The sequence below is a fragment of the Neobacillus ginsengisoli genome, assembly GCF_030813055.1.
On the sequence record NZ_JAUSTW010000009.1, the window covers coordinates 143,332 to 156,138 of the forward strand.

A 12,807-nucleotide genomic window follows, 5' to 3' on the forward strand; every position below is an offset into this window, starting at 1 on the left:
ATAAGAACGTTTAAAGAAAACAGGGGAGGAATTAAAATGAGTTCAATGCAAATTGATTTTCAAAAGACAGCCTTAGTTATCATAGATTTACAAAAAGGGATTGTAGGTATGCCGGGCGGTAAAGAGGTTGTTGGAAAAACCGCCGAACTGGTAAAGCTCTTTCGTCAACAAGGCGGGTTTATATCGTTTGTGAAAGTTGAATTTCATGACGGAAAAGATTCTTTAAAGCCGTTAACAGACCAACCCGTTACCGCTGTTCAGCGTCCGGCAGATTGGGCAGAGCTCGTTCCGGAGCTTGAAGTAGCCAACCGTGACTATGTTGTCACAAAACGTCAGTGGGGGGCTTTTTTCGGGACTGATTTAGATCTGCAACTTCGCCGGAGAGGCATCGATACGATTGTATTGTGCGGGATTGCCACTAACATCGGAGTCGAAAGTACGGCAAGAGAGGCATTTCAATATGGCTATAACCAAATTTTCATTTCAGATGCCATGACTACTTTCAGCCTGGAAGAACACGAGGCATCATGTAAATATATATTCCCAAGAATCGGTAAGATAAGATTGCTTCAGCAATTTATATCAGAAGTAAATGATGCAAATTGATACAGATAGTTTCGTTTCTAACTGCTGCCCTTAATTAATATCAGACTGGTTCATTACTAAAAAAAGCTTGGGTCTCCAAGCTTTTTTTAGGTTATTTTGATCACATCTCAAATTCCCATTCATCTTTAAGGATCAAATAAAGAACAAAAAGTGTATTTTCTAATTCATCGTCGTTTTTGCCTTCAACATCTATCCCTATTTTCGGAAGCAAAATATCCGCGATTTGTTTCGTCAATTGAGTTCTTTCAGCTTTGGTAAATAGGGTAAATCGGTTTACATACGTAGAAACAAGCTCCCAATCCTTCAATCCGAATGTTTTTAGCGTCCATTCGTCTATGTTAAGGTTATTTTTGGAGAGACCTCTGTTATTAATTTCCTTTTCAAGAGCAGAAGGTTTTTTTTTCCGTTTTGCTTTTCGTTCATGGACAACAATCGTACCTGCGACAATATCTCCAATCCGCTTATGCTTTGAATGGAAAAACATCATCACAAAGCCGAGAAAATAACTGACCGGTAACGCATCAATCATACGAAGGAGATTGCGGATAAAGCTTGAAAGCAATGTGAGACTGTGACCATTTTCCTGAATGACGCGAATCCCTAACGCTCGCTTACCAATCGTTCTTCCTCCTGAAAAAAATTCAAAAGCAAAAAAGTATCCTCCATTAATGATAAAAATAGCAATAATCGTGATGGCCAAAGGAAGAAAATTCAAATTCAGTTCTGCAAAAAATGGAAGAGATGACATCCCTTCCGTAACGAAAAAAAAGACAAGCAAAATCAATATATTAACCGCCAATAAGATTAACCTGTCAATGATAAATGCAGCAGCCCTGCTTCCTAAACCGGCAAGCTGAAACTGAAGTGATACAAATTCAGGTGTTTTTATATCCAACTGTTCTTGATTCACCAGGATTCCCCCAACATGGTTGATTTTTTTCTAAAGTTGTTCCTATTTTTCAACATAATTACTATAATTAGGAATAACAAAATCCCCATTTAAGCAAGAAGGTGTAAAAAAATGGATGTGAAGCAATTTATAAAGAAGCATCGTGAAGAATGGAACCAGCTTGAACAAATGGTTACTCTATTAAGTAGGCGAAGAAATGGCGTAACGGGTGAACAAATCACTCAATTTTACCGGCTCTATCAAAAAGCAGCCCAGAATCTTTCATACTGTCAGACTTACTTCCCCAATGTTGAAGTAACATTATACTTAAATGGACTGGTATCAAAAGCACATAATTTATTGTACAAGGATCAAATTTCAAGTTTAAAACAAATTCAGTATTTTTTTAGTACAAAATTTATTGGTTTATTGGTGGAACAATGGAAGTTTGTTTTGGCCGCGATGATACTTTTTTTCATCGGTGCTTTAGGAAGCTTTGTTTCAGTACTCAACGATCCACTTCATATTTATTCGATTCTTCCTGCGGATATGGTGCAAGGGATTTCACCTGAACACATTGGCAGCGGTGCCGGGAAGGTAGATTCCTCCCTGATGTCCGCAAGCATTATGACGAACAATATCCGTGTAGCGGTGCTCGCCTTTGCCGGAGGCGTTACTTTCGGGATTTTGACCATCTATTTACTTGTCACGAATGGCATCCTACTTGGTGCACTCGCTGCCTTTTTTGGGAAATATGGAAAATACTATGATTTTTGGGCGTATATTGTCCCCCATGGAATAATCGAGCTTACAGCCATTTTTATTGCAGGCGGTGCAGGACTATTAATGGGCTATAAGCTCTTTGTCCCCGGACAATATTCAAGGGTCTTACAATTAAAAAACCAAGCGAACCGATCCGTCCAACTACTTCTTGGGACCATCCCTTTATTTGTCATTGCAGGCGTGATTGAAGGCTTTATTACTCCGGCTGCCATCCCATTAGAAGCTAAATATATCGTTGCTTTTTTAACGGTAATAGGTTTAATCCTGTATGTCATCATCGGAAAGCTGAAGCTTGTTAAACACAAGGCTACAGAAGATTTTGATTCATGATATCAATATAATAGGAGACGGCTGCTGCAGCCAATTTTTCCTCACGGGCCTCAATCATTTGGAGGCCTTGTTTTTCCCATTTGATTTTTTCACGTTTCTTTATCAGAATTTGCTGCATGGCAATACTTTTCAGCATCGCTGCCGGAATATCAATTGGCTCCTTTTTTACTCTTTTTAAGACTGAAATGTCTTCGACTCCGATCATCAAAAACAAATGACGTTGTCTTAGCCTCTTTAAGTAATTTAGAGCGCTCTCCTCATAAAGAAAGGTTCGAACATCACTGAATAATAAAAGAAGACTTCGTTTCTTTTGAACCATTTCTAAATATTGCAATACTGCTGAATAGTTCGACTCTGCCGCATCAACTTGCAGATGATAAATGGCTTGTAGTATGGTCTGAAGGTGAGACATTCCTTTTGCGGGCGGAACATAAACTTTTATTTCGTTTGAAAAAGCAAGTACAGAAACATAGTCACCTTTTTGCAGAGCGGCAGCTGTTACCGTTAATGCCGCCTCTAATGTTTTTTCTAACCGATTCCCCTTCGTTAGTTCAGCTCCCATCATTCTTCCGCAGTCAATTAAGATCGTTATATACTTCCCATGCTCAGGTTCATATTCATTCGTCATCACTTCCTGCAGCTTAGCCGTTTGTCGCCAATTGATTTTGCGCGGGTCATCTCCAACGACATAACTTCTGATTTTCGAAAAATCTCCAACACCACTCCGTTGCTTTCGAATCTTTACACCTTCAAATAATAAAAATTGCTGGGCATTTTCTAAATACTGCTTTGTTTCTGATAAATCAGGTATGACTTTGACTGAGTCTGCTAATTCAACAGTTGTTTGCTTTTCCCATAAACCGATGAAACTTCTATAACGAAAAAAAAGCTGTTTCATTTCATATTTCCCTCTCACCGATGGCATCGTATCATACGTCAAGATTGTATCTGACACTTTCCCTGCTATTCCAACTAAAGGAAACGGCCTTTTGAAGGACTGGGGAATTCCATCGATCAATCTGAAAGAAAAAGAATGGTGTGAGTTATTTTTCACTTCCAGCTCAACTGAATAGGAAATCCCTCTTTCCATTTCATCCGAAAGCGAACGTTTAAAAAATAGCTGATTTTTGTTCGGTGAAAAGAATAAATCTGCCAGACTTACGAAAAAAACAACACTATTAACGGTGATAATGAATCCCCATGAGGTTTCCCAAACAGTCCCAATCAACAATATGATGGGAAGAATGAGGAAAATCAACAACAACCGCTTCGTTGGCACAACCCCTCTACCTCGGAACAGGAACCGCCCCCACAAGCTCTTCAATGATTTGGTCAACCGTAACACCCTCCAATTCTACATGCGGGGATAACTGAATCCGATGTCGTAAAGCCGGTTTGGTTACCATTTTTATATCATCCGGAGAAACATAATTCCTTCCTGCAAGATACGCCCATGCTTGACCTGCTTTTCCAATGGATATTCCAGCCCTTGTACTGGCACCGAAGCGAATTGCTTCCGCTTCTCTCGTTTTTCTGACAATTTGCATAATATAATCCAAAACATTTTCTCCAACCGTAACTTTCTCAATTTCTTTTCGAATCGAGATAAATGTGTTCATTTCCATGATAGAATCAATAAGCGTTTCATCAAAACGGTTTTCGATTACCTGCTTTAAAACATTTTTCTCTTCCTCAAAGGATGGGAAATCAATTTGAAGCTTAAAAAGAAAACGATCCTGTTGTGCTTCAGGAAGCGGATAGGTTCCTTCAAATTCAATCGGATTTTGAGTTGCGGCAACAAAAAATACCTCTGGCAGGAGATAGGTTTCACCCTGGATGGTTACCTGCTTTTCTTCCATAGCTTCCAGAAGCGCTGCTTGCGTCTTTGCAGGTGTGCGGTTAATTTCATCAGCTAATAGGATATTAGTAAAAACAGGTCCCTTAAGCGTTTGAAACGAACCCTCTTTCATATTGTAAATCATACTTCCTGTGATATCACTTGGAAGTAAATCGGGAGTAAACTGAATGCGGTTAAACTTGCCACCCAGAAGTCCTGCAAGAGTTCGAACCATTTGCGTCTTCCCTGTACCGGGGACCCCTTCAAGAAGGACATGACCTCCTGCTAAAACGGCCGAAAGCAGGAGCCTTAAATTTAGACTCTGTCCTAAAATTCGTTCCTCATATTTCTCCAAAAAGGATGATAATTCTGTCCTCATCCTTGCTCCACCTCTTTCCTTAAGCGTTCAAGCTTTCTCGACCAAAGCAAATATTCTTGTTTGCTTAATTTTTCTTTTTTCATTACATTGGTCAAACCGTTTAGTAACGGACGGATCTCACTCACCGGCAGTTGAAGCCACTTTCGTTCAAACATACCGGAAAGCTCCTGCCAATCCCTGTTGTAGGGAATCCCCCATTTTTCCTGAAGTAAAAGTTTAACATACTCAGCCTGTATCAATAACGAATCATGATAGCGGCTTCCTCGAAGATACCAGGCGGTTAAAGCTTGAATTCCCTCATCACTAAACCGAACAGATTCCTCCCTTGGGACAAATACAGGTCCGAAACGCTTTCCTTTGTGCCAAAGCCAGAGAATCATCAATAGTATTCCTTGCAGGACCAGCAGTAAAAACCACCTTGGGTATACCGTGAAAATAGTTGAAGCGTTCCGGCCGCTATGAATGTATTCATCAAACAATACCGTTTTTGTATGACTATCTTTAAAAAGCTTAAGAATGAGCGGTAAATGATCATCGGTTAATAATTTGCCATTTGTCATCCACTCCGGAGCAATCGAAACGATCAATTGACCTTTACCAAAAGATTGTTTTAAGGCAATGGGACCCGCATCATCATATAGTAAGATTTCATTTTTAGTTTGGGTAGAGAGACGAATGGCGGAACTAATTTCAGCCTTATATACGGCATGATTTTGATCATATACCTTCATTGTTCTATTTGGTGAAGCATCATCTTTTACCGGTTTTGTCTTTAAATCAAACATCCCCTTCGGATTGCTTTTGAAAATCAGGATGGTATTCCCAGCCTTCATGAAGCTTTTGTAGTCTTCCAATTCTTTTTGATCAGGAATTAAAGAAGGTTCAACCATAACCAGTAATTGTTTATCTGTGTTTTTAGGCAGCAACCCCGGAGAATCCGCCCACCGTTTACCTTCCATTTCTTTCGTTAAATATGTATAAATTGCCTTCACGCCGGTAGGAGAAGGAGAATCAGAAACGAAGATTGGATAATCCTTCGGCTTTTGTGAAAATATGTAATAATTGATTAGCACAAAAAGAAGAAGGAGTACCGTCAGCCAAATCCATGTCAGTCTATTCGATTGAGGTTTCTTCAATTATCCTCCTCCCCCCTATCACCATACGACTTAAGTATTGATTCATTTTCTTCCAACCATTTCATTGCAACCATTCGAAACTGAAGGTATTCTTCTTTCCGGACATCCCGCTCCCCATATGTCACCTCATCAAAAAAAGAGGCAAGATCAAAAAATTGAACGGCAACCTGTTGATTTACTTTTCGCAGTTCTTCATAGTACTCCCAATTCGTTTTCCAAATCCTAGCTACTAGCCATTCCTTTTCATGAAAGTAAAGGAGTAACGCTAAAAATAAATGACGGGTGGAATGTGTATATTCTTCCAAGGCTTCCCGTTTTTTTGCCTCGATTAAATGATGTTGAAATGACCAATTGATTTCTTTCATTGAATGAAGCGGTTTTTGGTCACGTAGCATTCGATTCCTTCTTACATTACGAAAGATAAAAAAAGCGGTCATTGCTAAACCGATAATCACTGCGACGATTATCGCAATAAGAATAGGCACAGAAGCATTGCTTGCAGATTCGAAGGATGGAAACAATTTTGCAAGTCTTTCGGCAAGCCGTTGTTTTGCTTTATCCCACCAAGTTTCGAGCCAACTCTTTGAATCATGGTAATAGACTCTATATTCTTTTTTATTCAAAATTCCCTTAAGCGTATTTCGTGCATGGTTGGAATCAAGCATCGTCGTCACCTACTAAAATAGGTTTTTTATAGAGTTGTCTTGTTATAATCATCGATCAGATCCTTTAAATCATCGGCATCATGTCTTATTTTAAGATCAAGATACATAACACCATACCCCACTGAGAAAAACATCGTGGTAAATAAAGAGATGATGTTCGTGATGATGGATAGCAATACACTGTTACCTAACAAGATACCAAAAGTCATTTGTCCTGCAAAACTAATACTTGAAATAATCATATAAAACACGATGTAAAGCCCCATCAGTAACCAAGTCCGCTTCCTTGTTAACCGCCAGCTTCTTGCAATTCCGGATGTCGGTGAATCTTTTTCCAGTACGACCAAAGCAAAATAAAAACTCCAGCGGGTAAATAATAAGCCAATGCCGATTGCAAAACCTAAAAAAAGAACGACTGCTAATCCAATTCCTAGAATGGGATTCACAAAAGACCCAAACACGCCTGTAAAACTAACAATAATAATGGGGATGATCATAATTCCAAAAGCAATAACACCAAAAAAAAGATTGCTGCCCAGCATTCGCCAAAATCGTGAAAAGCCTTGTTTAATCACCAATCCAACCGTAAAATCTTCATTTTTCCGAATGTGATTAATGGCAAATAGGATGGCCGCCTCAGCGACCGGAAACAAAAGAAAACCCAACAGTCCCGTGACAATTAGTCCTAAGTCAGAGCTTAAACTGCTGGAATCGATTGTTTGTGATTCATTAAAATTGGCAAGAAGTTGTTCAAATCCGCCGCCGCTTCCGGACTCTCTGAAAAAGCTTGTCCCGGAAACTAATTGAATGATTGCTTCAAGCAAATAAACCGGTCCCAATAATATAAGGAAGATCATAAAAAAGTCCTTAAAACGTTTTTTACTTAAACTAAACGTATGGTCAAGAATTTCACCAAAGCCTTTTGGTTTTTTAAACTTTGAATCCAAATTTGAATCCCTCCTAAAAAGAAAAGTGATTAATAAGAATTATTTTATCATTATTCTTTCTCATTCAGAGTAAAAAGTTTTAATAAACGTAAAATTTTGGTAGATATTACCTCGATAGTTTGAAGAAATAAAAAAGCAATGCGAGTACATCTTTAGGTACCTGCATTGCTTTCTTAATTTACCTTTTTTATATTTTGACGACATTTAGGATAATAGTTTATGAATAGCATTAACTAATAGTCAGTTAGTATAAAATTCCTTTTTAAATCAGGAATAATGACCTGGGATGAAATCCCATAACTCGACTGTTTCTTAATTTAATTAGATGTTAACATTTTAAATACTTGCTCTACATCTTTATCGCCTCTACCTGATAAGTTGACAATAATCACATCATCTTTTTCTAATTCAGCAGCGAGTTTCATTGCATGAGCGATCGCATGGGAGCTTTCTAACGCCGGAATAATTCCTTCTAATTTAGATAAGGTTTGGAAAGCTTCAAGTGCTTCTTTTCCAGAAACAGTCACATATTCGGCTCTGCCGCTTGTTTTTAACAAACTGTGCTCCGGACCAACGCCAGGATAATCCAAACCTGCTGCTATCGAGTAAGTTGGCTTCGGATTGCCCTCTTCATCTAATAAAGTTAAACATTTAAAGCCATGAATCACAGCAGGAATGCCTTCAGTTAGCGTTGGTGCTTCAGTGGGTTCTACTCCAACTAATCTAACAGATGGATCATCAATATAATGGGCAAAAGCTCCGATGGCGTTGCTGCCTCCACCGACACAAGCAACTACCGCAGCAGGTAATTTCCCTTCTTTATGTAAAATTTGTCGTTTGGATTCCTCACTAATAACAGATTGGAAATGTTTAACGATGGTCGGAAACGGATGGGGACCGACAGCAGATCCTAACAGATAAAAGGTATCTTTATAGTTACGTACTAGATCATTAAGCGCTTCATCAACAGCCTCTTTTAATCTGCCTTGACCTTTCTCAACCGGAATAACTTTTGCCCCGAGTAATTCCATTCGAAACACATTTAATGCCTGTCGTTCGGTATCTAATTTACCCATGTAAATGATGCACTCCATCCCAAACATTGCACAAGCAGTTGCCGTCGCAACACCATGTTGTCCTGCACCCGTTTCTGCAATAACACGCTTTGCCCCCATGCGTTTTGCAAGTAAAATTTGTCCAATCGCATTGTTGATTTTATGGGCACCGGTATGGTTTAAATCTTCACGCTTTAGATAAATCTTTGCCCCGCCTATTTTTTCACTTACATTTTTCGCCAGGGTAAGCGGATTCTCACGTCCAATGTATTCTTTTAGATAAAATTGAAATTCTTCTACAAACTCGGGATCATCTTTATAGCGGTTAAACTGTTCTTCCAGAGTATCCAACACTTCTTGTAAATCTTCAGGAACGTAGCTCCCGCCAAATTCTCCGTAAAATCCTTTTTCAACTATACTTTTGCTCATCCTGTACCCATCTCCTTATAAAGTATTTTTCTATTATTATAACAAATACAGTCAGCACCAGAAAGAAAATTAAGAATATTCATATAAATGCATCTTATAATTTCGTTCGAAGACTCCATAATTCCGGGAAAAATTGCTGGTCTAGCACTCTTTTTAAATAGGTCACCCCTGAAGAACCACCTGTTCCTGTTTTATGACCAATGATTCTTTCCACTGTACTCATATGATTAAAACGCCACAATTGCTGTTGATTGCCAATATCAACTAACTTTTCTGCCAATTCATATAAATCCCAATATTTTTCGACATTTCGGTATACAGTAAGCCATGCATCTTCTACACTAGCATTTGGTTCATAGTTTTTTGATAAATCCCGATTAAGGACCTCCAGATCAACAGGTATTCCGCGCGCAGCAAGAGCATGAATGGCTGCATCGTAAATACTTGGTTTTTGAAGGGCCTCCAGCATTTTTTCGTATAGTTCTGTTTGATGTTGATAGACTGCTAATGTATGAACATTTTTGTTTCCTAATGCAAATTCAATCAAACGGTTCTGATAAGACTGGAAACCGGAAGATTGACCCAGTTTGTCCCTAAACTCCAAGTATTCTGAAGGCGTCAAAGTGGAAAGAACACTCCAGGACTGAATCAATTGCTGCTGAATTCTCGAAACACGCGACAGGATTTTAAACGATGGTTCCAAATCGTTACGGCGTATAGATTCGATAGCCGCTGTCAATTCATGGATAATTAATTTCATCCATAATTCACTTGCTTGATGGATAATGATAAATAACATTTCATCATGGTGACCCGATAACCGATGTTGACTAGATAAAATCTTATCAAGATGAAGATAATCTCCGTATGACATCGCTTTTTGGAAATCGGTTTGAATGTCACTCTCTAGTCCTGAGTTTGTATTTTTTTCGTGTGTATTCATGTTATATCCCCACCCCGTTATTTATAGTTATCTTTTATAAGAATATTCAATTCATCTAAGACTCGCAATCTACTAATATATATTCTCTTTTAATTCATCATTTGATTCTTTTACAGGAATTTGATTGGTCTTTCTTTTTTTAAGAATATAATATGCTGCAGTTAAAAATAGTAGCCAGGGAATACCGAATTGAAGCATGATTTTAAAAGGTGTAAACCAGGTGGTGATTATTAAACTCAATAAAAGTATGGCTCCTGCAATCGTTAAATATGGAAAACCAAGCATTTTAACAGGTAATTTCCGGCCTCCTGACCTCTCCCACTTTCTTCTGAAAAATAAATGGGAAACGAACACCATAAACCAAGTGAAGATAGCACCGAACATGGATATTCCCATCATAAATGCATACGACGAATCAGGTAATAAGGCATTTACCAAAGCAGCAAGAAAAATTCCTAGAGTAGAAATGGCAAGAGCCCTTAGCGGAACACCTTTTTTGCTTAATTGCCCTAAAAATGCTGGTGCATAATTTCCTCGTGATAGTGAAAACATCATTCTAGTAGAAGCATACAATTGACTATTCATCGATGACAGCGCGGCAGTTAAGATAATAAAATTCATGATTCCGGATGCACCAGGAATATTCAGGAGCCCCATTACTTTTACGAAAGGACTTTCATCAATTCCCGCAGATTTCCAAGGAACAATCATTAACATGATGCCAATAGTCAAAATATAAAAGGTGGATAAACGGAAAACTGTTGCCTTCAATGCTTTTGGCACTGCAACATCCGGGTCCTTCGCTTCACCAGCTGTAACCGCTATCAATTCTGTTCCTAAAAAGCTAAATAGAGAAATAAAGATTGCCACCCACATACCCCACCAACCGAACGGTAAAAAACCTCTGTCATTCACTAGGTTTTTTGGTCCCATATTTGGCTGATCAGAACCTCCAAATACTACATAGGATCCTAAGAGAATGAAACCAACGATGGCACTTATTTTAATCATAGAGAACCAATACTCAAATGTTCCAAAAGCATTTACGCTTGTGGCATTTACATAAATCAGTACTGCCGCGAACAATAAGATCCAAACGATACCAGGCACATGCGGAAACCAATACTTCATATAAACGGCAATTGCACTTACCTCTACGCCAACAGCAAGAACGTTTGCGATCCAATAGGAATACCGCACAAGATAGCCAGCGAAGGGGCTGACATATTTTTCAGCGATGGTGCCAAAAGAACCTGAAGTTGGGTGAGCAACTGTCATTTCAGATAAACACCCCATTAACAGTAAGACGATAAACGCTCCAATCCCATAACTGAGTATGACACCTGGACCTGCTGTATTTATAGCCATGCCACTTCCAAGGAAAAGGCCTGTTCCAATTGCACACCCCATGGCAATCATGGAAAGCTGATTGGTTTTTAAAGCACGCTTCAATCCCTTTTCTGTTGTATTCCCACTATTCAAATGAGTATTTTTGTTCTCCATATAATTCCTCCCCTTTAGGCTACAACTTCGCGTTCATTTTCAAACTTTTCATATTGTTTTTCTCCCATAATTTTCTTAAGTATTTGCACCACTTGCCACACCTCTGAATAAGAGGTATAAAGCGCAACTGGAGCAAGTCGGATGATGTTTGGTGCACGGAAATCCGGGATGACACCATTTTCTTTCAATGCTTTGCAGATACGTGCAGCTTCTTTATGCTCTAAACTTATATGACCTCCACGGCGCTTATCTTCAATAGGGTTTCCAATACTGAATCCCATGTCTGACAGCTCATGATCCACCAAGTCCATTAAATATTGATTAATTTTTAAAGACTTTGCACGAATATTTTCTATCCCTGCTTCTTCAAAAATCTCTAAAGCTCCAAGTAATGGTGCAAGACTCAAAACATGTGGTGTCCCGATTTGAAATGCACCGACAGTTTCAGAAGGGGTTAACGTATGCTCCATATCAAATTGTTTCTCTTTTTTAGATCCAAACCAGCCAGCAAGGCCAGGAAATGTGCCAAAATGTTTTCTATTTACATATAAACCACCAACACTACCGGGACCACCATTTAAATGTTTATAATTGCACCAATACGCAAAATCAATACCCCATTCACTAAATGAATGAGGAATCGCACCAATGGAATGACATCCATCAAATCCAATTAAAATCCCTCTTTTGTTCGCTTCTGCCGTTAATCGCTTCATGTCCAGGATTTGGCCGCTCCGATAGAGTACAGTTGGCAAAATGATGAGAGCAATTTCATCGGTCATCGCTTCAATAATGTCTTCTTCTTCTAAAAAACGACCATCTCGGCTTTTTACCCGTATAAGATACGTATCCGGGTCATATCCACGAATGTGTAACTGGCTTTGAAGGGCATAAATATCAGAAGGAAAGGTTAATTCATCTGCTAAAATTTTTGTCCGCTTGCCTTCAGGCTTATAAAAAGTAGCCACAAGCTGATGCAAATTTACTGTTGTTGAACCAGTTACGATTACTTCCTCAGCTGAAGCTCCCACTAAAGGCGCCATCATTTCTCCTAGCTTTTCCGATAAAAAAAACCATGGATGTTTCCCCTTTGTCCAGCCATCAATGCCATGTTCTTTCCAATCATTTAAAGATTCCAATAGAGTCCGTTCCGCTCTTTTCGATAACAGCCCTAATGAGTTACCATCCATATAAATGGAATTCGGTTTTGTGTAAAATTCATCTCGAAATCTGTTAAGTCTATCTTTTTTGTCCAGTTGTTCTGCATAGTCTAATGTTAAAAGCATTCTTATCCTCCTCTTTCCT

Annotated in this window: 12 protein-coding genes; 2 read left to right on the plus strand and 10 right to left on the minus strand. The window is 38.9% G+C overall.

All coding sequences use genetic code 11. The features are described from left to right. Window positions 1-36 precede the first annotated feature (36 nt). Complete coding sequence (locus J2S10_RS22840; protein ID WP_307412678.1) at window positions 37-606, plus strand: isochorismatase family protein; 570 nt, start codon at window positions 37-39, stop codon at window positions 604-606. A 100-nt stretch (window positions 607-706) separates the two neighbouring features. Here J2S10_RS22840 and J2S10_RS22845 read toward each other — a convergent pair whose 3' ends face one another. Next, the gene (locus tag J2S10_RS22845) at window positions 707-1,516 is read right to left on the minus strand and encodes an RDD family protein (protein WP_307412680.1); all 810 of its coding nucleotides are present in this window, start codon (window positions 1,514-1,516) and stop codon (window positions 707-709) included. Window positions 1,517-1,627: 111 nt separating this feature from the next. Between J2S10_RS22845 and J2S10_RS22850 the strand changes: the two genes are divergently transcribed. Next, the gene (locus J2S10_RS22850; protein WP_307412682.1) at window positions 1,628-2,608 is read left to right on the plus strand and encodes a stage II sporulation protein M; all 981 of its coding nucleotides are present in this window, start codon (window positions 1,628-1,630) and stop codon (window positions 2,606-2,608) included. Here J2S10_RS22850 and J2S10_RS22855 read toward each other — a convergent pair. The 9 genes from J2S10_RS22855 to kynU form a co-directional block, all read right to left on the minus strand. Next, on the minus strand, window positions 2,586-3,944 hold the full coding sequence (locus tag J2S10_RS22855) for a DUF58 domain-containing protein (protein WP_307412684.1): 1,359 nt from the start codon (window positions 3,942-3,944) through the stop codon (window positions 2,586-2,588). The genes J2S10_RS22850 and J2S10_RS22855 overlap by 23 nt on opposite strands. Then, entirely contained in the window at window positions 3,895-4,824 is a 930-nt protein-coding gene (locus J2S10_RS22860; RefSeq protein WP_307412686.1) for an AAA family ATPase, read from the minus strand. The genes J2S10_RS22855 and J2S10_RS22860 overlap by 50 nt, the downstream gene beginning before the upstream one ends. Continuing rightward, window positions 4,821-5,960, minus strand: a complete 1,140-nt coding sequence (locus J2S10_RS22865; protein ID WP_307412688.1) for a DUF4350 domain-containing protein — start codon at window positions 5,958-5,960, stop codon at window positions 4,821-4,823. The genes J2S10_RS22860 and J2S10_RS22865 overlap by 4 nt, the downstream gene beginning before the upstream one ends. Further along, complete coding sequence (locus tag J2S10_RS22870; protein WP_307412690.1) at window positions 5,957-6,625, minus strand: DUF4129 domain-containing protein; 669 nt, start codon at window positions 6,623-6,625, stop codon at window positions 5,957-5,959. The genes J2S10_RS22865 and J2S10_RS22870 overlap by 4 nt, the downstream gene beginning before the upstream one ends. 26 nt (window positions 6,626-6,651) lie before the next feature. Continuing rightward, window positions 6,652-7,572: a hypothetical protein gene (locus J2S10_RS22875; RefSeq protein WP_307412692.1), complete on the minus strand. Its 921-nt coding sequence runs from the start codon at window positions 7,570-7,572 to the stop codon at window positions 6,652-6,654. 317 nt (window positions 7,573-7,889) lie between these two features. Beyond that, entirely contained in the window at window positions 7,890-9,056 is a 1,167-nt protein-coding gene (trpB, locus tag J2S10_RS22880) for a tryptophan synthase subunit beta (protein WP_307412694.1), read from the minus strand. A 94-nt stretch (window positions 9,057-9,150) separates the two neighbouring features. Beyond that, a complete protein-coding gene (gene kynA, locus J2S10_RS22885; protein WP_307412697.1) occupies window positions 9,151-9,999 on the minus strand; it encodes a tryptophan 2,3-dioxygenase in 849 nt (282 codons plus the stop codon). 72 nt (window positions 10,000-10,071) lie between these two features. Then, complete coding sequence (locus J2S10_RS22890) at window positions 10,072-11,502, minus strand: amino acid permease (RefSeq protein WP_307412699.1); 1,431 nt, start codon at window positions 11,500-11,502, stop codon at window positions 10,072-10,074. A 14-nt stretch (window positions 11,503-11,516) separates the two neighbouring features. Continuing rightward, window positions 11,517-12,788, minus strand: a complete 1,272-nt coding sequence (gene kynU / locus J2S10_RS22895) for a kynureninase (RefSeq protein WP_307412700.1) — start codon at window positions 12,786-12,788, stop codon at window positions 11,517-11,519. Window positions 12,789-12,807: the final 19 nt, after the last annotated feature.

Coding starts and splice junctions, on each gene's coding strand:
- J2S10_RS22840 (WP_307412678.1), top strand. CDS start 37: ATGAGTTCAATGCAAATTGATTTTCAAAAGACAGCCTTAGTTATCATA.
- J2S10_RS22850 (WP_307412682.1), top strand. CDS start 1,628: ATGGATGTGAAGCAATTTATAAAGAAGCATCGTGAAGAATGGAACCAG.
- J2S10_RS22860 (WP_307412686.1), bottom strand. CDS start 4,824: ATGAGGACAGAATTATCATCCTTTTTGGAGAAATATGAGGAACGAATT.
- J2S10_RS22870 (WP_307412690.1), bottom strand. CDS start 6,625: ATGCTTGATTCCAACCATGCACGAAATACGCTTAAGGGAATTTTGAAT.
- trpB (WP_307412694.1), bottom strand. CDS start 9,056: ATGAGCAAAAGTATAGTTGAAAAAGGATTTTACGGAGAATTTGGCGGG.
- kynA (WP_307412697.1), bottom strand. CDS start 9,999: ATGAATACACACGAAAAAAATACAAACTCAGGACTAGAGAGTGACATT.
- J2S10_RS22890 (WP_307412699.1), bottom strand. CDS start 11,502: ATGGAGAACAAAAATACTCATTTGAATAGTGGGAATACAACAGAAAAG.
- kynU (WP_307412700.1), bottom strand. CDS start 12,788: ATGCTTTTAACATTAGACTATGCAGAACAACTGGACAAAAAAGATAGA.